The sequence below is a fragment of the Pseudomonas californiensis genome (assembly GCF_021147775.1).
GTDB classification, from domain to species: Bacteria; Pseudomonadota; Gammaproteobacteria; order Pseudomonadales; family Pseudomonadaceae; genus Aquipseudomonas; species Aquipseudomonas californiensis.
Window position 1 is genome coordinate 169,283 of sequence record NZ_JAGTPK010000006.1, and the last position, 22,491, is coordinate 191,773.

General features: G+C 58.6%; 20 protein-coding genes. 10 read left to right on the forward strand and 10 right to left on the reverse strand.

Annotated elements, in window-relative coordinates; translation table 11 throughout:
• The first annotated feature begins 583 nt into the window (after positions 1 to 583).
• A complete protein-coding gene (locus tag KDX37_RS08145; protein WP_231652164.1) occupies positions 584 to 1,912 on the forward strand; it encodes an MFS transporter in 1,329 nt (442 codons plus the stop codon).
• Between the two features lie 210 nt (positions 1,913 to 2,122).
• Here KDX37_RS08145 and KDX37_RS08150 read toward each other — a convergent pair whose 3' ends face one another.
• Complete coding sequence (locus KDX37_RS08150) at positions 2,123 to 3,010, reverse strand: DMT family transporter (protein ID WP_231652165.1); 888 nt, start codon at positions 3,008 to 3,010, stop codon at positions 2,123 to 2,125.
• 261 nt (positions 3,011 to 3,271) lie between these two features.
• On the opposite strand from KDX37_RS08150, the gene KDX37_RS08155 reads away from it, so the two are divergent.
• Positions 3,272 to 4,528, forward strand: a complete 1,257-nt coding sequence (locus KDX37_RS08155) for an OprD family porin (protein ID WP_231652166.1) — start codon at positions 3,272 to 3,274, stop codon at positions 4,526 to 4,528.
• An 87-nt stretch (positions 4,529 to 4,615) separates the two neighbouring features.
• On the opposite strand, the gene pcaC is transcribed toward KDX37_RS08155, so the two are convergent.
• The 9 genes from pcaC to KDX37_RS08200 form a co-directional block, all read right to left on the reverse strand.
• Positions 4,616 to 5,014 carry a 4-carboxymuconolactone decarboxylase gene (gene pcaC, locus KDX37_RS08160; protein ID WP_231652167.1) on the reverse strand — a complete coding sequence of 133 codons (399 nt, stop codon included), beginning with the start codon at positions 5,012 to 5,014 and terminating at the stop codon, positions 4,616 to 4,618.
• Entirely contained in the window at positions 5,011 to 6,387 is a 1,377-nt protein-coding gene (locus tag KDX37_RS08165) for a 3-carboxy-cis,cis-muconate cycloisomerase (protein WP_319941679.1), read from the reverse strand. The genes pcaC and KDX37_RS08165 overlap by 4 nt, the downstream gene beginning before the upstream one ends.
• A gap of 9 nt (positions 6,388 to 6,396) precedes the next feature.
• Positions 6,397 to 7,746, reverse strand: a complete 1,350-nt coding sequence (locus KDX37_RS08170; protein ID WP_231652168.1) for an MFS transporter — start codon at positions 7,744 to 7,746, stop codon at positions 6,397 to 6,399.
• A gap of 98 nt (positions 7,747 to 7,844) precedes the next feature.
• On the reverse strand, positions 7,845 to 8,447 hold the full coding sequence (gene pcaG / locus KDX37_RS08175) for a protocatechuate 3,4-dioxygenase subunit alpha (RefSeq protein WP_231652169.1): 603 nt from the start codon (positions 8,445 to 8,447) through the stop codon (positions 7,845 to 7,847).
• Between the two features lie 11 nt (positions 8,448 to 8,458).
• Positions 8,459 to 9,178, reverse strand: a complete 720-nt coding sequence (gene pcaH, locus KDX37_RS08180) for a protocatechuate 3,4-dioxygenase subunit beta (protein ID WP_231652170.1) — start codon at positions 9,176 to 9,178, stop codon at positions 8,459 to 8,461.
• 127 nt (positions 9,179 to 9,305) lie between these two features.
• Positions 9,306 to 10,235, reverse strand: coding sequence for a pca operon transcription factor PcaQ (gene pcaQ, locus KDX37_RS08185; RefSeq protein ID WP_231652171.1), 930 nt, complete (start codon positions 10,233 to 10,235; stop codon positions 9,306 to 9,308).
• 37 nt (positions 10,236 to 10,272) lie between these two features.
• Positions 10,273 to 10,521 carry a glutaredoxin family protein gene (locus tag KDX37_RS08190; protein ID WP_231652172.1) on the reverse strand — a complete coding sequence of 83 codons (249 nt, stop codon included), beginning with the start codon at positions 10,519 to 10,521 and terminating at the stop codon, positions 10,273 to 10,275.
• A 76-nt stretch (positions 10,522 to 10,597) separates the two neighbouring features.
• Positions 10,598 to 11,683, reverse strand: coding sequence for an acyltransferase family protein (locus KDX37_RS08195; protein ID WP_231652173.1), 1,086 nt, complete (start codon positions 11,681 to 11,683; stop codon positions 10,598 to 10,600).
• Between the two features lie 138 nt (positions 11,684 to 11,821).
• Positions 11,822 to 13,030: an ammonium transporter gene (locus tag KDX37_RS08200; RefSeq protein WP_231652174.1), complete on the reverse strand. Its 1,209-nt coding sequence runs from the start codon at positions 13,028 to 13,030 to the stop codon at positions 11,822 to 11,824.
• Between the two features lie 350 nt (positions 13,031 to 13,380).
• Between KDX37_RS08200 and KDX37_RS08205 the strand changes: the two genes are divergently transcribed.
• From KDX37_RS08205 to KDX37_RS08240, 8 genes are all read left to right on the forward strand, one after another.
• A complete protein-coding gene (locus KDX37_RS08205) occupies positions 13,381 to 13,695 on the forward strand; it encodes a DUF883 family protein (RefSeq protein WP_231652175.1) in 315 nt (104 codons plus the stop codon).
• A 3-nt stretch (positions 13,696 to 13,698) separates the two neighbouring features.
• Positions 13,699 to 14,091, forward strand: a complete 393-nt coding sequence (locus tag KDX37_RS08210) for a phage holin family protein (protein WP_231652176.1) — start codon at positions 13,699 to 13,701, stop codon at positions 14,089 to 14,091.
• On the forward strand, positions 14,088 to 14,429 hold the full coding sequence (locus KDX37_RS08215) for a hypothetical protein (RefSeq protein WP_231652177.1): 342 nt from the start codon (positions 14,088 to 14,090) through the stop codon (positions 14,427 to 14,429). The genes KDX37_RS08210 and KDX37_RS08215 overlap by 4 nt, the downstream gene beginning before the upstream one ends.
• A 111-nt stretch (positions 14,430 to 14,540) precedes the next feature.
• The gene (locus tag KDX37_RS08220) at positions 14,541 to 15,704 is read left to right on the forward strand and encodes an EAL domain-containing protein (RefSeq protein WP_231652178.1); all 1,164 of its coding nucleotides are present in this window, start codon (positions 14,541 to 14,543) and stop codon (positions 15,702 to 15,704) included.
• Positions 15,705 to 15,767: 63 nt separating this feature from the next.
• Complete coding sequence (locus KDX37_RS08225; protein WP_231652179.1) at positions 15,768 to 17,099, forward strand: deoxyguanosinetriphosphate triphosphohydrolase; 1,332 nt, start codon at positions 15,768 to 15,770, stop codon at positions 17,097 to 17,099.
• A 273-nt stretch (positions 17,100 to 17,372) separates the two neighbouring features.
• Entirely contained in the window at positions 17,373 to 17,783 is a 411-nt protein-coding gene (locus tag KDX37_RS08230; RefSeq protein WP_231652180.1) for a response regulator, read from the forward strand.
• 323 nt (positions 17,784 to 18,106) lie between these two features.
• Complete coding sequence (locus KDX37_RS08235; RefSeq protein WP_231652181.1) at positions 18,107 to 18,733, forward strand: response regulator transcription factor; 627 nt, start codon at positions 18,107 to 18,109, stop codon at positions 18,731 to 18,733.
• Positions 18,734 to 18,741: 8 nt separating this feature from the next.
• Positions 18,742 to 22,389, forward strand: a complete 3,648-nt coding sequence (locus KDX37_RS08240) for a transporter substrate-binding domain-containing protein (protein WP_231652182.1) — start codon at positions 18,742 to 18,744, stop codon at positions 22,387 to 22,389.
• The last annotated feature ends 102 nt before the right edge of the window (positions 22,390 to 22,491 follow it).

The following is a 22,491-nucleotide window of genomic DNA, read 5'->3' on the forward strand; positions in this document are numbered from 1 at the left end:
TTTCAGCCACGCTGGATGGCACCGCATTCATGGCCTTTCTCGGCCTTATTCAGAGGTGCGAGTAAAGTATTTCCCTGTCAAAATACTACAGCAACATAAAGTGTACGAACTGGTTAGTTTTACGTTCGATTATCGAACAAAAGCCGTTTTCGTCAATTGACGCTGCCCTGCGCAATGCCCAACATCAGCGTCACATTGCACGACTGACTTTTTATCAGACGTCGGGATTCGCGTTTCATCAGCAGCAACCCATAACAATTCAAAAAACAGGAACATTGCTCATGTGCACCCTCTTCGCTCCGCTCGCCAGTTCATCTATCCGTCATCCGGACCTCAAGAATCGACGACTGTCTCTGGCCACAAGCCAGCTATCGGTTCGCGTCGCCTGAAAAAAATCCAGCGCACTCGAAAGGCCCCGGCCGTGAATTGCCTGTCTGTAGAATCGTCTCGATAACGCCCCGCCTTGCGGCGTTCGAATTATGGTTCAACGAAGTCACTTTGCATGCATGACGCCTGAATCGAGTGGACTTCTCAGTCCGACTGTCGCAAGCAGCACAGTCTTGGAACGGATGGTTAGAACATTATGCTCAATACCCAGACCAACCCTGTCGCCCAGGCCGCCCGTGCCGGGATGGGCGAAAAGATTCGCGGCGCACTTGCCGTGGGCAAGACTCGCTGGGGCATGCTCGCCCTGGTGTTTTTCGCCACCACCCTGAATTACATCGACCGGGCAGCACTTGGCGTCATGCAGCCGATCCTCGCCAAAGAAATGAGCTGGACGGCGATGGATTACGCCAACATCAACTTCTGGTTCCAGGTGGGTTATGCAGTCGGCTTCGTGCTGCAAGGCCGGTTCATTGACCGGGTCGGTGTAAAGCGTGCCTTTTTCCTCGCTGTACTGCTCTGGAGCCTCGCTACCGGCGCGCATGGTCTGGCGACCTCGGCCGTTGGCTTCATGGTCTGCCGGTTCATTCTGGGCCTGACCGAAGCGGCCAACTACCCGGCCTGCGTCAAGACCACTCGCCTGTGGTTCCCGGCTGGCGAGCGTGCTGTGGCGACCGGCATTTTCAACGCCGGCACCAACGTCGGCGCGATGCTGACACCGGCTCTTTTGCCGCTGATTCTCACCGTCTGGGGCTGGCAGGCTGCGTTCGTAGCGATGGGCTCGCTGGGCGTGATCTGGGTCATCATGTGGCGCCTGAAGTACTACAACCCTGAAGAACACCCGACCGTCAGCAAAAGCGAACTGGATTACATCAATCAGGAAGTCGAGCCAGCACCGGTCAAGGTTCCGTTTTCGGGCATCCTGAAAATGCGCGGCACCTGGGCATTCGCCCTGGCCTACGCGATTACCGCGCCGGTGTTCTGGTTCTACCTGTACTGGCTGCCGCCGTTCCTCAATCAGCAATACAACCTGGGCATCAGCGTGACCCAAATGGGTATCCCGCTGATCCTGATCTGGCTGACCGCTGACTTCGGCAGCGTGGGTGGCGGCATTCTGTCTTCCTGGCTGATCGGCCGTGGCATGCGGGCAACCAGGGCGCGCCTGCTGTCGATGCTGATCTTTGCCATCACCATCTGCAGCGTGGTGTTTGCTGCCAACGCCAGCGGCCTGTGGGTTGCAGTGCTGGCGATCTCGCTGGCAGTGGGGGCGCACCAGGCCTGGACGGCCAACATCTGGAGCCTGGTGATGGACTACACACCCAAGCACATGATGAGCACCGTATTTGGCTTCGGCGGGATGTGCGCGGCGATTGGCGGGATGTTCATGACCCAGATCGTCGGCGCTGTGTTGACCGCCACCAACAACAATTACAACGTGCTGTTCACCATGATTCCGGCGATGTACTTCATCGCGCTGATCTGGCTGTACTTCATGGCACCTCGCAAGGTTCCGGACCTTAACGAATGAGGGGGCGGTAGCGTTGCACAAAGCCCGGTCATGGTGATGACCGGGCTTTTTCATGTCAGAACCCCGGCAACACAACGTTTACACATGCGGGGCGTAATCTTTGCCCTGGAGAAACAATAACGTCCTCACCGCCGGGTGTTGAGCACTGTTTCCGCGAAGCAGCTAACCGCTCACTCCAGAGCCAGCGCAGAGCACGAGGGACACCGATTCTCAGCCGCCCTTGCGTCGTTGCTGCCAGGCTGCAGCCAGGCCGCTGAGACAGATGATCGCGATACCGGCCTGGGCCGTCGGCGATGGCATGTGATCGAAGACGATGAACCCCAACAAGCCTGCAAACACGATCTGACAGTAACTGAACGGCGCCAGCATGGCCGGTGCAGCGAAGCGGAAGGCCTGGGTCAGCAGCAGGTGCGCTGACATGCCACACGCCCCCAACGCCAACAGAAACGGCAGGTGCTTGAGTGCGGGTACTTCCCAGAAGAACGGCACCAAGGCGCTCATCACCAGCGTGTTGAACAGCCCGGCGAAGAAATTGCTGGTGGTCGGGCTGTCGTAAGGGCTCACCAGACGGGTCAGCAGTTGATAGAGGGCAAAGCACAGCGCAGAGGTCAGCGGCAGCAGAATCGCAGGCGTGAACAATTCACCGCCCGGGTGAATGATGATCATCACCCCCATGAACCCGACGATCACTGCAATCCACTGACCCCGGGTGACGCGTTCCTTGAGCAAAGGCACAGACAGCGCAGTGACCAACAGCGGTGCAAGAAAGTTGACGGCCGTAGCCTCGGCCTGTGGGATGAACATCAGGCTGCTGGTGAAAAACAGGCTGGTGCCCAACAGGGCAAGCGCACGCAAGGCCTGCAAGCCCGGCCGTTTGGTGCGCAGCACGCGCAACCCGGAGGACGGCATGAATATGCACGCCATCAGCAAGGTGTGCACTACGTACCGCGCCCAGACCACGAGCACGATCGGATAGAAGCCGGACAGGTACTTGGACAGCGTGTCGTGACTGGCAAACAGGAAAGTGGCCAGAAGAATGAAGCCAATCCCCTTGAGGGGTTGATTGACGCCGGACAGGGGCGTGCTGGCAGTGCTCATCGGGCTTCCTTACTCAAAGTGTCTGATGGTTGAACTCACGCCCTCGGAAGGCGACTGGAGCGGTAAAAAAGTCCTGCGCAGGCAGGCGACATGAGCTTCGCAGCAAGCGTACGCAGCGTCCCCGACAAAATGTTCGAACCGGTTCATTAACGTTCGATAATCGCCCAAAACATGTGTTTCGCAATTGCAGACGGGTCTTGCGCCTCTCAATATCGCAGCCAGCTTCGTCGACTCGATAATTACAAAAAAAGGTCCATATCCATGCGCATGAACGCTTCCTGCACCTTCGTCTGCGGTCTTTCAGCAGCCATTGCCGCTACTCTCACACCCACCGTCGGGCACGCGGCAGGTTTTGTCGATGATGCCAAAGTGAATTTGAACCTACGCAACTTCTACATCAACCGCAACTTTGTAGACCCGGCCAACGCGCAGAATTATGCCGAGGAATGGACGCAGAACTTCATCCTCGATGCGCGCTCAGGCTTTACACAGGGCACGGTCGGTTTCGGCGTGGACGCACTGGGCCTGTACTCGCTAAAACTGGACGGTGGCAAAGGCACCGGTGGCACACAATTGCTGCCAATACACAGTGATGGCCGCCCGGCTGATGACTTTGGACGTCTGGCAATAGCAGGCAAGGCGCGCTTCTCGAAAACCGAACTGAAGATTGGCGAGTGGATGCCGGTGCTGCCGATCCTGCGCTCGGACGATGGTCGTTCGCTGCCGCAGACCTTTCGTGGCGGGCAGATCACCTCGAAGGAAATCGACGGCCTGACGCTGTACGGCGGGCAGTTCCGCGCCAACAGCACGCGCAATGATGCCAGCATGGAGGACATGTCCATGAACGGCCGCGCCGCGTTCACCTCGGACCGCTTCAACTTCGGCGGCGGCGAATACAGTTTCAACGAAAAACGCACGCAGGTCGGTGTGTGGTACGCCGAACTCGAAGACATCTATCACCAACAATATTTCAACCTGCTGCACAGCCAGCCGCTGGGCAGCTGGACCCTGGGTGCCAACCTCGGCTACTTCACGGGCAAGGACGATGGCCGGTCGCTGGCGGGTGATCTGGACAACAAGACCTGGTCCGCACTGCTGTCCGCTCGCAATGGCGGCAACACATTCTACGTCGGCTTGCAGAAGGTCAGCGGTGACAGCGCCTGGATGCGAGTCAATGGCACCAGCGGCGGTACGCTGGCCAACGACAGCTACAACTCCAGCTTCGACAACGCCCGCGAAAAATCCTGGCAACTGCGCCACGACTACGACTTTGCCGGTCTGGGCGTGCCTGGGCTGACCCTCATGAATCGTTACATCAGCGGCGAAAATGTGCACACCGGTGCCATCACCGATGGCGAAGAATGGGCGCGCGAAACCGAGCTGGCCTATGTGTTCCAGAGCGGCGCGTTCAAGAGCCTGTCACTCAAGTGGCGTAACTCGACCATGCGTCGCGACTACAGCACCAACCAGTTCGACGAAAACCGCGTGATTGTGAGCTACCCGTTGTCCCTGCTCTGACCTGCCGCGTCACGTAAAAAACGCCGCCGCAGTTCGACATTGCGGCGGCGTTTGGGTAAGTGCGACACAAAAGTCTGTGTCTTGAGATCAATCGGTATTCAGCGACTCCACACCCATTTCATCCCATACCGACTCTGCCAGGTGAAAGGTCGCATTGGCCGCCGGTATGCCGCAGTAAATGGCGCTCTGCATCAACACCTCCTTGATTTCCTCGCGGGTCACGCCGTTGTTCTTCGCCGCCTTGAGATGAAGGCGCAGCTCACCCTCGCGGTTCATGCCGATCAGCATGGCAATGGTGATCAGGCTGCGCGTGTGGCGAGGCAGACCCGGACGCGTCCAGATATCGCCCCAGGCGTGGCGCGTGATCATTTCCTGAAACTCTTCGTTGAACGGCGTCAGCTTGCTCAGGCTGTTATCGACATGTGTGTCGCCCAGCACCGCGCGACGCACTTGCATGCCGGCTTGGTAACGTTCGTCTTCGGTCATTGCGTAATCCTTGTGTGTTCAGCCACAGCGCGTTCGACCCAACGTCGGGCCTGGCCAAGGTAATGGGCCGGATCCAGCAGTCGATCCAGCTCGTCGGAAGAAAGTTGCTCTGTGACCTGAGCGGTTTCGCCCAGCACTTGACGCAAATGGGCGCCCTGCTCCACCGCACGGCGGCAGCTTTGCTCGATCAGGTGGTGCGCTGCATCGCGACCGATTCGCTGGGCCAGCGCGATACTGACGGCTTCAGCCAGCACCAGACCCTGGGTGGATTCCAGATTGACGAGCATCCGCTGCTCATCCACCTCCAGCCCAGGCACCACTTGCAACGCCTGTTGCAGCGAGCCAGACACCAGGCAGCAGAGTTGCGGCAAGGTCTCCCACTCGGCATGCCACAGACCCAGACTGCGTTCATGTTCCTGCGGCATGGCAGCCAACATCGTGGCAACCAGCCCCGGCGTACGGGTCGCGGCGCTGATCATGACGGCTGCCCCTACCGGGTTGCGTTTGTGCGGCATGGTAGACGAGCCTCCTTTACCGGGTGCCGAAGGCTCAAAGACTTCACCCACTTCGGTCTGCATCAACAGGCTCACATCACGCCCCAGCTTGCCCAGGCTTCCAGCGATCATGCCCAGCAGGCTGGCGAACTCGACCAGACGGTCGCGTTGCGTGTGCCACGGCTGTTCGGGCAGCACCAGACCCAACTCGTCGGCCAGCGCCTGCGCCACGGCAAACGCCTGATCACCCAGCGCTGCAAGGCTGCCGGACGCGCCACCGAACTGCAGGCACAGCACGCGTGGCTTGAGCTCCTGCAAGCGTTGACGATGACGGGTCACGGCACCCAGCCAGCCAGCGATTTTCATGCCCAGCGTGACGGGTGTTGCCTGTTGCAGCCAGGTGCGCCCGGCCAACGGTGTACCGGCATGACGCTGGGCCTGCTCGGCAAGCGCCGTGCCCAGCAGTGCAAGATCGCCGTCGAGCAAGCCGATGGCGCGTCGCACTTGCAGGACCAACCCGCTGTCCATCACATCCTGGCTGGTGGCGCCCATGTGCACATACCGCTCGGCTTCGGTATTGCGCGCAGCGATTTGCTTGCCCAATGCCTTGACCAACGGAATCGCAGAGTTGCCAGCGCTGCCAATCGCAATCGCCAGCTCGTCAAAATCGAACAGTTCGGCGCGACAACCCGCCTCGATATCAGCGACGACGCTCTGCGGAATCAGGCCCACACGTGCCTCGGCCCGAGCCAGCGCAGCCTCAAAGTCGAGCATGCCTTGTACGCGCCCTTGATCCGAGAAAATCACGCTCATTTCAGGTTGACTGAAATAGGCATCGAATAATTGATTGCTCGGTCTGTTCACATCACTGCTCCAGATTGAAAGGTTTCAGGTAGCGTCCGAATGGCTGACCCAGCCCTTGATCAGGATCGCGATCGCCGCCAATGCTGCAGGAACGACCAGCGCTGTCAGAACTTGCTCAAACGTCCAGCCCAACCCCAGCAGCGTTGCCCCGGCCCAGGCACCCAGGATCGCGCCAAACCTGCCGATGCCCAGCATCCACGAAACGCCGGTCGCACGCCCTTGAGTGGGGTAAAAACGGGCTGCCAGCGAGGGCATGGCCGATTGCGCACCGTTGATGCACATGCCCGCCACCAGCACCAGCGTTGCCAGCACGGCCACGTTACCCAGACTCTGGCCGACCAGCCAGGCGAACACACCGGCCAACGCATAAGCCAGGCCTATGACCTTGTGCGGGTTGTAACGGTCCATCGCCCAGCCGACACCGACGGCGCTGAGCACACCCCCAAACTGGAACAATGCGCCAATGAATGCCGATTGCTCCATGCTCGCGCCACTGTCACGCATCAGGGTCGGCAACCAGCTGGTCAGCAGGTAGACAATTACCAGGCCCATGAAATAGGTCACCCACAGCAGCAGCGTGCCTGCGCTGTACGTACCGGAGAAAATCACCTTCAGAACGTTGCGGCTGCTGACAGTTTTCTGCTCGGGGACACTGAACTCGCTGACCTTGGCCACTTCCAGCGGCGCAATAGGTGCCAGCACCTTGCGGATACGCTCGGCACCGCGATTACGTACCACCAAAAATCGCGCCGACTCCGGCAGCCAGATCAGCAACACCACTGCCAGGATCAGGGGCAGGACGCCGCCCAGCATCAACAGACTGTGCCAACCCATGCTGGGAATCAGCTTGGCCGACACAAAGCCGCCGCACGCCATGCCCAGGTTGAACCCGCAAAACATGCTGGTCACCAGAAGCGACTTGAGGCGCTCGGGCGTATATTCCGACAGCAGCGTGGTGGCATTGGGCATTGCCGCACCCAGGCCGAGCCCGGTCAGCAATCGCAACACCAGCAGTTGATCAAGGTTGGTGCTGTAAGCCGATGCCAGGCTGAACAGACCAAACAGGAAGACCGCGACCACCAACACCACCTTGCGACCAAAACGGTCCGCGAGCGGGCCCGAACCCAGTGCGCCGAAGACCATACCGATCAGCGCCGCGCTCATCACGGGTCCCAGGCTTGCCCGGTCAATACCCCAGTCCTGACTCAGAGCAGGTGCGATGAAGCCCATCGCAGCAGTGTCCAGACCGTCAAGAAACACGATCAGAAAGCACAGCGCCACGATCCGCCACTGATACCCGGACAAGGGCTGGGCATTGATGAAAGCCTGAACATCCAGCGTGCCCTTGGCCGCCGCGCCAGTCGAAAGCGTCATTGAAGTTTCCTTTTATTTTTATAGGTCTTGTTTTCATCACGTCGCCTGCGTGTACAGACCACGGGTGACGCACACCAACAACTTCCATGAATTGCAGTTTAGAAATCGAAAAAAACGGTCTCGCCTTCACCTTGTACGCGAATGTCGAAACGATAGGCCGGTTGACCGTCCACGGTGCAACGCCGGGCAATCAGCGTTTCACGACGGGCTGGCTGCTCGATCAGGTTGAGGACCGGGTCAACGGTGTTGGCCTCAATCTCGTCTTCGAAATACAGCCGCGTTTGCAGGTGGATGTTGATCCCGCGTGCAAACAGCGAAACGTTGATGTGCGATGCCATGGGCACACCGGCTGCATTGCTTGTCGAGCCAGGTTTGATGGTCTTCAGAATCCACTGTCCATCGTCTGCGGTGGCAGTACGACCAAAGCCATTGAACGGACGGGACGGATCGTATTCGCTGTGGTAAGCACCGTCCTGGTCGGCCTGCCAGAATTCCAGATAGGCGTCACGGATCAGGTGGCCATTGCCATCGAACACATTGCCCAACAACACGATATGCTCACCCGGCGAGCCGGGCCTGGCCATGTCGTTCCAGATCTCCAGCTCGCGGGTCGGGTTACCAGCAACTTGTGGAGCAAGGCCGATGTGCACGTAGGGACCGGCAGTCTGTGAGGGGGTTTCCTGCAGCAATTGAACGGGCATTGTGGACCTCCTCAGCAGTTTTCGAAGTGTGTCTTGCGCTGGCCGCGCAGCACGATATCAAAGCGATACGCCAGACAATCCATCGGGTTGCCCATCGCCAGATCAAGCCGTGCAATGAGACTCTGGACGGCTTCGGGGTCGGTAATCGACTTCACGATCGGACAGATCGGGATCAGCGGGTCACCTTCGAAATACAGCTGGGTAATCAGGCGTGTTGCAATCGACGGCCCACTGACCGAGACGTGGACATGCGCCGGACGCCAGTCGTTAGGGCCGTTGCGCCAAGGGTAAGGACCGGGTTTGACGGTGCGAAAACTGTAATTGCCTTCACTGTCGGTCAACGCACGGCCCACACCGCCGAAGTTGGGGTCGATCGGCGCAAGATATGCGTCGCGCTTGTGACGATAGCGGCCACCGGCGTTGGCCTGCCAGATCTCCACAAGCGTATGGGGAACCGGTTTTCCGTACTGATCGCACACGCGGCCTGCAATCAGAATGCGCTCACCAATGGGCAAGCCGCCGTTGTTGAAGTTGAGCAGCAGGTCATTGTCGTGCTGGCCGAACTTCAGGTGCGAGAAGTCCGGGCCGGAGGTTTCCGAAATGGACTGAGGAATGCTGACCAGCGCCTGGCGCGGCGAGCGCAGAATCGAGGTCTTGTAATCCGGGGTCAACGCTTTGGGGTGCCAATTACGATCACGAATGACGAAGCGGCTATTGTCCGCAACAGACATGGCGTTCTCCTTGTTTTTCTTATGAGGGCGCAGGCGTAGATCACATGCGCTACAGGCTGCGGCGAAGTGTCGCGCATCCCTGCTTCATCCAGAAATGAAAAGAACCCTATCATCCATAACCATTTGGTTATGGATATCGCCCGTCGCGGTACGCCTCCCCTACACCTCTCAATTCGTCTACACACCATTGCGCCGCGCGTGTCAGCGGCAACGCCGGGTTGCTGCAAAGACCGACCGAACCGCCGGGCTCGCGGATGCCCATGTCCAGCTCGACCAGTGCGCCGCTTTTAAGCTCCTCAAGAACGGCGTCCAGCGGAGCGATCCAGATGGCATTGCTGCACTGCACATAGCGGCGGCTAAGCGTGAGCGACAGCGTTTCCAGCCGTTGACGTGGCGGCTGGATACCGCACTGCACAAACAGGCTGTCGGCGAATTTACGGATAGTGGTACCCGCCAAAGGCAGTACCAACGGGAAATGCTCCAGACTCTCGCGCTTGAGCGGCGCGGCAAGCAGCGGATGATCACGACGCACCACCAGCGTCATCGATTCGTTGTACAGATGCTCGAAGGTCAGGCCTTGAATCTGCGGGCTGTCGGTCATGCGCCCGACCACCAGGTCCAGCTCTCCGACTCTCAATTGTGAAAGCAGGTAGGCGCTGGGCCCCGTCATCACGCTGACAATCAGCGCAGGATGTCGCGCATGCAGACGGTTGACCACCTCGGGCACCAGCAGGCTTTCAGCGGTTGAGAGAACGCCCAGCCGTGCAGTGACCGTTTCATGCTCACCGGACCGCAAACTGCTGACGCCCTCTCGCAGCGCCTGCACGCTGGGCCCGGCAAAACGCATGAAGGCGACGCCCGCCTCGGTCAACGCCGCGCCACTCTTGCTACGCACGAACAGCGTCGTGGCCAAGAGCGTTTCCAGCTCCTTGAGGCTTTTGGACAGCGCAGGCTGGCTGATCGACAGCGCATCGGATGCCCGAGCCAGACTGCCCTGGCGCGCCACTTCAAGAAAGCACACCAAATGGCGGAACTTGATTCGAGTATCGATATTCAATGCGCGTCTGGCCTTGGGTCGAGAGGGAGAAAGCGGATCAGTGGCTCAGGAACGACGCCAATTGTGGAGTATCGAACGGCCAGTCGAGCTCTTCCCCGGTGTCTATGCGCCGCAACACAGGAATGCGCAGTTCGTAGCGTTCGAGCAGCCGCTCATCCTCGCAGATGTCTACCCGCTCAACCAGCAAACCATGCTCGTCGACAAAGGGCAGCAGCACGGCCTCGGCGATTTCACAGAGGTGACAACCCAGGGTACCGAACAGTTGGCATTCAGGAGGCATATGCATCCTCGACAGGGCGTGAATCAGACCAGAGATGATTCTAGACCTGGCCTGACTGGACGTCGAGGCACACGGCGGTCTGTCATGCGCCCACCCGTGTCGCTTCGTTTCTGAAATACCGCTTGCTGAATACATTGGCCCGATCCAGCACCGGCTTCTCGAAACAGCGGTATCCCACCCAGCCGTAGCATACCGCCGCCGCCATCATCAGCACGGCGAAAAGCAGGTTATCCAGCAGACTCTCGGGGTGGGCGCCTAATACGCTCCAGACTCGCCCGATGACACCCAGTACCAACAGATGGGAGAGGTAGACGGTGTAAGACATGTCGCCAACCGCGACCAGAGCGTTCGGCACGCCAATCAGGTTGCGTCGTTCCAGAAGTGCCAGAGTCAGCACCAGCAACCCGAACGTGCCACCCACGCTGAACATGCGTAGCAGATCCTGACTGTCATACAGACGATAGGCGCCGATCAGCGGGATGCCCACCAGCAAGGCGATACCCAGCAAGGCACAAACCGCCGACGTCGGAATTCGCGCGCTGTGGCGGCTGTAAAAGAACAAGGCCAGTGCGGCGCCCACGATGAATTCAAGCGAGTACGGGTGAAGAATGATCTTCCAGGCAGCGCCATAGTCCTGCCAGTTCTGCAGTGCATTGAACACAACGATGACCAGTGCCCAGCCACCCAGCAGCAGCGGCAGGCCTCGTTCCTTGAACAGCAGGAAGCCGGTGAACATCACGTAGAACCACAGCTCGAACACCAACGACCAGGCGACCATTACCAGCAGGACCTTGTCGTTGGGCAGCAGCAGGAAAGACATCAGCAGATTGGACGATCCGTGGCCGCTGTTGACCATACCTGGCTGAACCAGATACACCGCCAGGGTGATGAAAAAGTACAACCAGTAAGTCGGATAAATCCGTGACACACGGTTGAACAGAAAGCGTTTTGCCTCGGTACTGCGCTGAAAGCGGCCACGGCTGACAATGACCATCACAAAGCCGCTGATCACAAAAAACAGGTCCACGCCCAACTGAAAGAAATCAAGGAACGGCGGCAGCAGAATATCGCCCCCCGAGAATTTCGACTCCACCGACATCATGTGAAACAACACCACACCCAGGACTGCAACGCCCCTTAGCCCTTGCAGGGAATACAGCCGCTCCATGCCGATCTCCACCACTGACCGACGCGTTCACGGACGGCGTCGATACTTCCAGAATCACGAGACGTGCCGCGCGACAGCCTCTGCGCGCAGCTCCTTGCATGCAGTAGAGCATAGCCGGCAACAGCTATGACACTTCCATCAATCCTGACTGACTGCCCCGATCTTGTGAATGGACAGGTCCGCCCCGTAATACTCCTGTTCCTGAGTCAGCCGCAGCCCGACCACCGCACGGATTGCGCCGTACACCACAAAGCCGCCGATCAACGCCACTACCACGCCAAGGGCAGTGCCGATCAGTTGACTGATCATGCTCACGCCACCCAGACCACCGAATGCCGTCTGACCAAAAATGCCGCACGCGATCCCGCCCCACACGCCGCACAGGCCATGCAACGGCCAGACACCCAACACATCGTCGATTTTCCAGCGCACCTGCGCGGCGGTGAAACACCAGACAAACAGCACACCGGCAATCGCCCCGGTCACCAACGCGCCGACCGGATGCATCACATCGGAACCGGCACAAATGGCAACCAGACCGGCCAGCGGGCCGTTGTGCAGAAAGCCCGGATCGTTGCGACCGACGATCAGTGCCGCGACAGTTCCTCCGACCATAGCCATCAGCGAGTTGACCGCGACCAATCCGCTCAGCCCTTGCAGGGTTTGCGCGCTCATGACGTTGAAGCCGAACCAGCCGACGATGAGAATCCACGAACCCAAGGCCAGAAACGGGATGCTGGAAGGCGGATACGCCACCAGACGACCATCGCGATAACGCCCGTTACGCGGCCCCAGCAGCAGAACCGCGGCCAGCGCCAGCCAGCCGCCCATTGCATGGACCACCACCGAACCCGCAAAGTCGTGGAAACCCGCACCAAAGGTCGCCTGCAACCAGCCCTGCAGACCCAGATTGCCGTTCCACACCACGCCTTCAAAAAAGGGATACACGAACGCGACAATCAGCACGGTTGCGCAGAGCTGCGGCGCAAAACGTGCGCGCTCTGCGATACCGCCCGAGATGATCGCCGGGATGGCGGCAGCAAAGGTCAGCAGGAAGAAAAATTTGACCAGACTGTAGCCATGATCGGCGCTGATGACAGCTGCTGGCTGCATGAAACTCACGCCATAGGAGATCCAGTAGCCTATAAAGAAATACGCCAGAGTCGAGACCGCGAAGTCGCTGAGGATCTTGGATAACGCATTGACCTGATTTTTCTGGCGGACCGTCCCGACCTCCAGGAAGGCGAAGCCAGCGTGCATTGCCAGCACCATCACGGCACCCAGCAACAAAAACAAGGTGTTGGAGCTGTGAACCAAAGTGTTCACGGCGCTAGATAAATTTTCCATCGGAGGGCAGACCTGCAAGTATCGAAAAAGCACCAAAGCAGCACAGCCACACTCGGCACGCACCAACATTGCGCAACAAAGAGCAAAGCAGGACCACCGAATCGCTCCAGGCGAGCCTGTAACGCCGCGTGATGGACTTTGGGTTTTTCTTGTATTTTATGGTTATGGAGTATGGTTGCTGAGGCAACACTTGAACTCACGCGCCGACTTGGCGCGAGCGCCCTCCATGGCGCACCAAGGAGAAGCAAAAGCTGTACCAGCGCTCACTTGCAAGCGGCGCAGCAATTGAAATGAACCTTAGCCAATCCTCTGTACTCGAAACCCTCATACGCCACCAAACGGAGAAAACCATGCCTCGCCATACCGCTCAGAATGCTCAGGAAATCTTGATGGCAGACTTCCAGGTCCTGGTCGCCGATACCGAAAAGCTGCTCGCCCATACCGCCACATTGGCAGGTGATCAGGCAGACGAGTTGCGCGCCCAGATTCATGAAAGTCTCCTGCGTGCCAAAGAGACGCTGAAGTCGACTGAAGAGTCGTTGCGTGAGCGCGGTGAAGCGGCCGTTGTTGCGACCGAAGAATACGTGCAGAACAACCCATGGCAATCGGTGGGCATTGCCGCCGGTGTTGGCTTTTTGATCGGCCTGCTGGCTACAAGGCGCTAAAATATGACATTGGGAACAGAATCGGGTCCGCCCAAGGCGGATCAGGGCTCATCACCGCGGCGCCTCGGTGCCGCCTTTCTGGGCCTGCTGCACAGCCACGTCGAATTGTTCGGCATCGAACTGCAAGAACAGAAAGCGCGCACCGTCAGCCTCCTGCTGTTCGCAGGGCTGGCACTGGTCTTCGGTCTGTTGCTGCTGACGGGGCTGTCTGCATTGCTGCTGATCGTGTTGTGGGACAGCTACCGCCTGGCCGGGATTGTGGGTCTGTGTACGTTCTACTTCCTGGCCGCCGTATTCTGCGGGTTGCGTCTGAAAGCCGCCATATTCGATGAGTCTTCGCCGTTTCATGCAACGCTTGAAGAACTGGCCAACGACCGTGAGCGACTGATGCCATGAGTGAACCGAAATCTCACCAGGGAAACACCCGACGTGAACTGCGCAAGGCGTTGATCAGACTGCGCATGGAAATGCACCGTCAGGAAATACGTCATGAATCGACGCATATCCTGCAACCGCTGCAACGTTTTCGCGGCATTCGTCATGACTGGAAAAGCGCCCTTGGCTTGAGACACGCTCCCCTCTGGGGAGTGGGCTCGGTCGCCTTGATGGGCTTTCTCAGCGGAAAGCGCGTCAAGACCGGACGGACCAGTTTCCTGGGCCGAATCATCAAACTGGGCATCACCTTGACGCCCCTTATCAGAATTGCCCTGCAGAACCGCGCCCGCAAACCCTGACCGGTCTGTTGGCTGCATTCTTGCTAACTCCCTCCCCACATCCAGGACCCGTTGCGAGTTTTCGCAACGGGTTTTCGTGTCTGCATCCAGGATTCCGATAAGGAGGGCTACGTGATTGAAGGGCAACCCTTTGCCTGCTTTCAACCGTTCATAGACACAGCCACGGGCCGCATTGCCGGGGTCGAAGCGCTGGGACGGGTACGTGACAAAGAAGGCCGTCTCCAGTCGGTCGGCCCCTTGTTCAATGACCCGCATGCGCCTGCCGCAGAGTTGCGGCGCATCGATAGGCAGATCCGTGATCATGCCCTGAGTCGACTGCATGAAGCACCGGACGACTGGTTTCTCAGCATCAACATGTCGCCGCGCTGGATCAGCCGCCTGCGTCCCGGACAGGCGCTGCCCAGCCTCGCACAACTCGCGCAGCACAACGTCCCCGCAGAACGCATCGTGTTTGAAATCACCGAGCTGGGTGGCGATATTCGACGCCTGGCGGAAGTGGTGACGCGCTATCGTCAGGCGGGTGCGCGCATTGCGATTGATGATTTCGGCGCGGGCTATTCGCAACTGGACCGGGTACTGGCGCTGCAGCCGGACATACTCAAACTGGACATGAGGCTGTTCCAGGCGGCGGCCAAAGGCGGCCCTAGCAGTGATGTAGTCAAGGCGCTGGCCCAGATGGCAGAGAAAACCGGCTGCTGGATTATCGCCGAGGGCGTCGAAACCGAGGCTGAGCTGCATTTCGCCCTCGAGTGCGGCTCGCGTTACGTGCAGGGCTACTTGTTCGCCAAAGGTGAAACGGATTTTTTTGCTGCCGACGCGTTTGTTGAACAGTTCGCAGCTCTGCGCGATCGGTATGTATTGCGCAAGGTAGCCGAACGGGCGCAGCTAATGAAGTTGCGCCTGAGTCTGGGCACGCTGATGGACAGCCTGCAACGCTGGGCGCAGAGCCAGTCCTCGATCAGTGAGTTGCCGCAGCCGCAGGAGTACCCTTGGTTACTGCGCTTCTATCAATGCGACCGGCATGGCACCCAACTCACGCCAAACATGGAATGGAGGGAGGGAGCCTGGCATGCCGACACCCGATACGTCGGCCACAACTGGTCCTGGCGACCTTACTTCTACCACCTGCTTGCCGAAGGCTGGCACGAACGCCGGATGACCCTGTCGAACACCTATCGCGACGCGACCAGCAACCAGTATTGCCTGACGGCCGGGCAGTTTTTTGACAACGGCAACCGCCTGTTGCTGATCGACATTGATGCCGCCGGGATGTGAAAGCCTTGCGGCACGCTCGCCGAACCGCGAAGCTAAGCCCACACGACTGACGGAGTGACCGCCTTGGATTGGCAAACCCTGCTTAACCGCGAACGACTCGGCAAAACATTGCACAGCCCCGAAGAGCTGGGCCGCAGCCCCTTTCACAAGGACCATGACCGGATCATTTTCTCAGGCGCCTTCCGCCGCCTGGGGCGCAAGACACAGGTCCATCCGGTGTCGAGCAACGATCATATCCACACGCGCCTGACCCACTCACTGGAAGTCAGCTGCGTCGGGCGTTCACTCGGCATGCGCGTTGGCGAAACCATTCGTAGCGCCCTGCCCGACTGGTGTGATCCAAGCGATCTGGGAATGGTGGTCCAGTCGGCCTGCCTGGCGCACGACATTGGCAACCCGCCGTTTGGTCATTCCGGCGAAGACGCCATCCGCAACTGGTTCAATCAGGCGGCAGGACGCGGCTGGCTCGACGCAATGACTGAAACCGAGCGCAACGACTTCCTCAATTTCGAAGGCAACGCCCAAGGGTTCCGGGTACTGACCCAACTGGAGTATCACCAGTTCGACGGCGGTACGCGACTGACCTACGCGACCCTGGGCACCTACCTCAAATACCCATGGACAGCCCGCCACGCCGACTCACTGGGCTATAAAAAACACAAGTTCGGCTGCTATCAGAGTGAGCTGCCGATCCTTGAGCAGATCGCTGCCAAACTGGGCCTTCCCCAGCTCGAAGACCAGCGCTGGGCGCGGCATCCGCTGGTTTACCTGATGGAGGCAGCCGACGACATCTGTTACGCCCTGATCGATCTTGAAGACGGTCTCGAGATGGAGCTTTTGGACTACGCAGAAGTTGAATCGCTGTTGCTGGGCCTGGTGGGCGACGACCTGCCGGAAACCTACCGGCAACTGGGCCCCGGTGACTCACGGCGGCGCAAACTGGCGATACTGCGCGGCAAGGCCATCGAACACCTTACCAACGCTGCGGCACGTGCCTTTGTCGAACAGCAGGATGCCCTGCTGGCGGGCACGCTGCAGGGCGATCTGGTCGAGCACATGCATGGCCCTGCCAAGCACTGCGTCCTGAGTGCCAAGGACATGGCGCGCAAAAAGATCTTCCAGGACAAACGCAAGACACTGCATGAAATCGGCGCGTACACCACCCTGGAAATTCTGCTCAATGCCTTCTGCGGCGCGGCAGTCGAGCAGTTTGGTGGCCGTACGCCCTCATTCAAACATCGACGCATTCTCGATCTGCTGGGCAACAGTGCACCGGACCCCAAGGCTCCGCTGCATGCCTCTTTCCTGCGCATGATCGACTTCATTGCCGGCATGACCGACAGTTATGCCAGTGAAATGGCCAGGGAAATGACCGGAGGCTCCGGGCACCATTGATCCGCTGGAAACAAACGAGCAGAACCGGCCAAGCATCAGCAAAAGCCGGTTCTCTTATTCGGCGCCTTCGCTTCACTCACTAAAACTTCAGACGTTTCCTACATTTCTCTCGGAAGCGGCCTATCGTAGAGCTCCCTTCTCCCCTCAATAATCCGGTCACCTCAATAGCCGATCCGGCACGGCAGGCAATGCCTGCAACGTCTTTGCGAGTTGCACTCTGCCCACCGACCGGCTCGACACATGCTGCTTCGCTGGCATGCAACCGGAAACCTCATGCTCATGCACAACTTGCGAATCCTGTTGGTGGAGGATCATCCCTTCCAGTTGATCGCCACGCAGATCCTGCTGAACAACCACGGCTATTACCTGCTGACGCCTGCCCTGACAGCTTCTGAAGCCATGGCGGCGATGGAGCGCAGCATCGAACCCTACGACCTTCTACTCTGCGACCAGTGCCTGCCTGACCTTTCCGGCCTGGACCTTATCGATCAGGCGTGCCAGCGGGGGCTCGCCCGTCAGGCCATCGTTCTCAGCGGGTTGCCCGGCGGTCAACTACTGGACCTTCAGCAATTGGCCAGCGAGCGCGGTTTGCCGTTGCTCGGCTGTCTGAGCAAACCATTGCACGGGCCGGATCTTGCCCGATTGCTGGCCGAGAAAGCTGCAAGAGTTGACTCGGCCCGGTGACAACCTGTGGCGGTAGAATCGGGACAAAAGACGTACTTACAGCTTCTGTAAAACCTGCTGTTCAAGGGGTAGGAAACAGGCGATAAACAGGACGGCTAATTCCCAAACGTAATAAACAGGCAAACCGCCAGCAAGGAAACATCACACTAGGACGCACCCCGCCTTTAAACATTGAGCAATCAAAGCAGAGCTTTATGTGCTCCGATACTCTAATTATTGTAGGAAGCTTCCTATATATGCTTGCTGACCGAGTCTGTTCATGTGCCTGCATGAACATCTGAGCTAAGGTGCGCGCTTTCTTCATTGATTGTATGGATTGAACTATGAACTCTGTTTTTATCATCGACGACCACCCCGTTGTTCGATTGGCAGTAAGAATGCTGCTGGAAAACGAAAACTATGAAGTGGTCGGCGAAACCGACAACGGCGTGGATGCCATGCAAATGGTTCGCGAATGCATGCCTGACCTGATCATCCTGGATATCAGCATCCCCAAGCTCGACGGCCTGGAGGTCCTGGCCCGCTTCAACACCATGGGGCTTACGTCGAAGATCCTGGTGCTCACTTCGCAGACGCCAAACCTGTTCGCCATTCGCTGCATGCAGTCAGGAGCGGCTGGCTATGTCTGCAAACAGGAAGATCTCAGCGAACTGCTTAGTTCGGTAAAGGCGGTATTATCCGGCTACAATTACTTTCCAAGCCAGGCATTGACGCATGCCGTTCGCGAAGATGGCCAGCCGAGCGAAATCGAACTTTTCAAGCTGGTCAATGATCGGGAGCTGATGGTACTGCAATTATTTGCCCAAGGCCGCTCCAACAAGGAAATCGCCAAGGGCATGTTTCTGAGCAACAAGACAGTCAGCACTTACAAGACGCGACTGATGCAAAAACTGAAAACAAGAACCTTGGTAGAACTTATCGAGATGGCGAAACGTAACGCGCTAGTGTGAGAGACCGGATGTCAAAACGTTTCAAACATCTTCTGATACTGGCCATTTGCATGTGCCTGTACGGGGTCATGCTGGCTCGCGCGGAGGCCGCCGACCGCTATGCCTTGCTCGGTCGCTCAAGCCCCGCTCACATGGATGTGAAGCTGGAAAGCAGGCAGTGGCAGTGGGTACGCAGCAAAGGCGAACTGATTCTGGGCACATCGGCGCCCGACTATCCACCTTTCGACATCACGATTTCAGGCAACGAATACGAAGGCATCACGGCCGATTACGCCGGTATCATTTCTCGCGCGCTGGATCTGCCGGTCAGGGTCCAACGCTTCGAGACACGCGATGCTGCGATGAAGGCACTGGTTGCCGGTCAGATCGACCTGCTGGGGACCGCCAACGGTTTTGAAGCCGCAGACCGTGACATCGCGTTGTCCCACCCTTATTCAGTGGATCAGCCTGTACTGGTCACACGCATTGGCGAAACCCGCTCCCTGACCGACGGCCTGAAAGGCATGCGCCTGAGCATGGTTTACCACTACCTGCCCCTGGCGGATGTCGAAGCAGCGTACCCCGATGCCACGCTCAAGACTTATCCTTCCTTTCAACACGCCATCAATGCCGTTGCATTCAACGAGGCCGATGTATTCCTGGGAGATACGATTTCCACCCGATACATCATCAACAAGGGTTACCTCAACAATGTGCAAATGGCCAACTTTGGCAAACACGAAGCCATCGGCTTCGGTTTTGCCATCGGCAACGCTAACCCTTTGCTGCCGGGCATCATCAACCAGACGCTAAAAGCCATTCCAGTCGAAGAGCGCATAGACATTTCCAAACGCTGGGGTGCAGGCAGCGATCTTTTGCTGACGGACCAGAAGCTGCAGCTCACTCAGCGAGAAGAGCGCTGGATCGCGCAACACCCTATCGTGAAGGTGCTCGTCAACGAAGCCTATGCCCCATTGACGTTCTTCGATGCCAACGGAAACTTTCGCGGGATTACTGCAGAGCTGCTGGAGCTGGTTCGCCTGCGCACAGGCATGCGATTCGAGGTAAGGCGCGCTGCCAGCCTGAGCGAGATGTTGAACGAGGTCAGCCAGGGTCGCGCAGACATGATCGGTGCGCTGGACTCCAGCGATGAACGTGAAGATCTCCTGAGCTTCAGCCGCCCATATATCGATAACTCGTACGTGCTGGTAACCCGCAAGGAGCCAGATGCCGCCAACCATCTGGAACAGCTTGCCCGCAAGCGGCTTTCCGTCACTCAGGGCAGTCCGATGCTGGGCTGGCTACGCCGCGAACACCCGAACATCGTTGCAGTCGAGGTCGACAACCCCTTTCAGACCCTGGACATGCTTGCGCTGGGCAGAACCGAAGGCGCCGTCACGTCTCTGCTCAGCGCCAATTACTTTCTGTCCTCCGGCATATTCGGCGACCGGCTGCAGATCAGCGCCACCGCCGGCGAAGACCCGGCACTGATTTCAATGGCCACCTCCCGCAACTCCATCGAGCTGAGCTCTATCCTCGACAAGGCATTGGCGAGCATTGCGCCCCAGGAACTGGCAGTCATCAACAATCGCTGGCGGTCCTACACGCCGGCCAACACCAACTGGCACGAGTACCAGCGACTGATCTATCAGATCCTCACGGGCGCTGGCGTGTTGCTGTTGGCCCTGCTGATCTGGAACGCCTACATGAGGCGTCAGATAAAACAGCGTGAGGCAGCCGAGCGCGCGCTTGGAGACCAGTTTGAATTCATGAGTGCGCTGGTCGACGGCACCCCTCACCCGATCTATGTTCGGGACCGCGATGGCCTGCTGCGGATGTGCAACGACAGCTACCTCTCTTCCTTCAGTGCTGGGCGCGCAGACGTCATCGGTAAAAGTGCAACTGACGGCGTCCTCAGCAACGCCTTCGAAGCCCGGGAGTACGCCGCCGATTATCAGCGAGTGATGGCAAGCAACACCTCGCTGATTCAGGACCGCACGCTGCACATTGGCGAGCGCCGTCTGACCATCTACCACTGGATTCTGCCATTCCGTGATTCCCTGGGCGAGGTGCAGGGCATTATCGGTGGCTGGATCGATATCAGCGAACGCCGCCAGCTTATCGAAGAGCTGCAGACCGCCAAGGAACAGGCGGATGCTGCGAATCGCGCCAAAAGCACATTCCTGGCAACCATGAGCCATGAAATCCGCACCCCCATGAACGCCGTCATCGGCATGCTCGAGCTGGCACTCAAGCGTGCCGACAAGGGCGAACTCGACCGATCTGCCATCGAGGTGGCGTATGGATCGGCCAGGGAGTTACTCGACCTGATCGGCGACATCCTGGATATCGCACGCATCGAATCCGGCCGCCTGGCGCTCAACCCCGAGCGAGCCAACCTGCGTCAACTGATCGAGTCGGTGGTCCGCGTGTTCGATGGCCTGGCACGCCAGAAAAACCTTGTGCTTGTGCTGGAACTCGACAGCCAGATCAATACCGACGTGCTGGTCGACCCTCTGCGCTTCAAACAGATACTCTCCAACCTGATCAGCAACGCCATCAAGTTCACCCCGCAAGGCCAGATCAGGATCACCCTGCAGGCCGAAAACACCCACGACCCGCAGCAGATACAGCTGCATCTTACCGTTCAGGACAGCGGAATTGGCATCAGCACCCAGGACCAGCAGCGGTTGTTCGAACCTTTCGCGCAGGTCGACAATAACGGTCAACTGGCCCGCACCGGGGCAGGTCTGGGGCTGGTCATCTGTCGTAGCCTGTGCGAGATGATGGGTGGTTCGCTTACGCTCGACAGCGAACTCGGAAACGGCACGCAGATCAATCTGGATCTGATGCTGACAACCCTCGACCCCATGGCCGATCCCCCGATCCAGGCTGCTCCGGCGGCATTGACGGATCAGCCTCTGAATATCCTGATCGTCGATGATCACCCAGCCAACAGGCTGCTGATGTGTGAGCAACTCAGTTATCTGGGGCATCATTGTCAGGTCGCCGAAAATGGCGCACACGGGCTGGAACACTGGCTGTCAGGCAGCTTTGATCTGGTCGTGGTCGACTGCAACATGCCGATCATGAACGGTTACGACCTGACACGCGCAATCAGGGAGCGTGAACAGTCTGTGCAGGCCGGTTCCTGCACGGTCTGGGGGTTCACAGCCAATGCCCAGTCAGAGGAAATACAACGCTGTCTTGAGGCGGGCATGGATGACTGCCTGTTCAAACCGATCAGCCTGAGCATGCTTAACGACAGGCTGGCTCGACTCTCACCCCTGCCTCTATCTGCGCCTGTCTCCGCCCCCCCCTTCAACCCGGACAGCGTGGGTAACCTGACCGGCAATCGCCCGGAGATGATCGAGCGGCTGCTCGCGCAATTGCTGCAAAGCAATCAGGAAGATCGGCAAGCACTCGCTGAGCTCATCATCGAAGGTGATCACGGTCTGGTGGGCGAAATGGCGCACAGGATCAAAGGCGCAGCGAAAATCATCAGCGCACACGCCGTGGTCAAGGTGTGCGATTCACTCGAACAGGCGTGTGAGCTCAAGATGGCGCCCGCACATTTGCAAGAGCGGCATGTGGCCGTCAACACTGCCATGCTCGAACTTGAACAGGCTTTGACGGTGCAATTGGTCAAGAACGGCGCGGCCAGACGCACTGACTGAACCGCCTCACATTGTGATGCTGCAATCGCTGGAAGGAAGGTTTGTCAGGAATGTCGATAACAGAAGGGATAAACAACAGGCTGGGCGAGCGGGGAAAGCAAA

Coding starts and splice junctions, on each gene's coding strand:
- KDX37_RS08145 (WP_231652164.1), top strand. CDS start 584: ATGCTCAATACCCAGACCAACCCTGTCGCCCAGGCCGCCCGTGCCGGG.
- KDX37_RS08150 (WP_231652165.1), bottom strand. CDS start 3,010: ATGAGCACTGCCAGCACGCCCCTGTCCGGCGTCAATCAACCCCTCAAG.
- KDX37_RS08155 (WP_231652166.1), top strand. CDS start 3,272: ATGCGCATGAACGCTTCCTGCACCTTCGTCTGCGGTCTTTCAGCAGCC.
- pcaC (WP_231652167.1), bottom strand. CDS start 5,014: ATGACCGAAGACGAACGTTACCAAGCCGGCATGCAAGTGCGTCGCGCG.
- KDX37_RS08170 (WP_231652168.1), bottom strand. CDS start 7,746: ATGACGCTTTCGACTGGCGCGGCGGCCAAGGGCACGCTGGATGTTCAG.
- pcaG (WP_231652169.1), bottom strand. CDS start 8,447: ATGCCCGTTCAATTGCTGCAGGAAACCCCCTCACAGACTGCCGGTCCC.
- pcaH (WP_231652170.1), bottom strand. CDS start 9,178: ATGTCTGTTGCGGACAATAGCCGCTTCGTCATTCGTGATCGTAATTGG.
- KDX37_RS08190 (WP_231652172.1), bottom strand. CDS start 10,521: ATGCATATGCCTCCTGAATGCCAACTGTTCGGTACCCTGGGTTGTCAC.
- KDX37_RS08195 (WP_231652173.1), bottom strand. CDS start 11,683: ATGGAGCGGCTGTATTCCCTGCAAGGGCTAAGGGGCGTTGCAGTCCTG.
- KDX37_RS08200 (WP_231652174.1), bottom strand. CDS start 13,030: ATGGAAAATTTATCTAGCGCCGTGAACACTTTGGTTCACAGCTCCAAC.
- KDX37_RS08205 (WP_231652175.1), top strand. CDS start 13,381: ATGCCTCGCCATACCGCTCAGAATGCTCAGGAAATCTTGATGGCAGAC.
- KDX37_RS08210 (WP_231652176.1), top strand. CDS start 13,699: ATGACATTGGGAACAGAATCGGGTCCGCCCAAGGCGGATCAGGGCTCA.
- KDX37_RS08215 (WP_231652177.1), top strand. CDS start 14,088: ATGAGTGAACCGAAATCTCACCAGGGAAACACCCGACGTGAACTGCGC.
- KDX37_RS08230 (WP_231652180.1), top strand. CDS start 17,373: ATGCTCATGCACAACTTGCGAATCCTGTTGGTGGAGGATCATCCCTTC.
- KDX37_RS08235 (WP_231652181.1), top strand. CDS start 18,107: ATGAACTCTGTTTTTATCATCGACGACCACCCCGTTGTTCGATTGGCA.
- KDX37_RS08240 (WP_231652182.1), top strand. CDS start 18,742: ATGTCAAAACGTTTCAAACATCTTCTGATACTGGCCATTTGCATGTGC.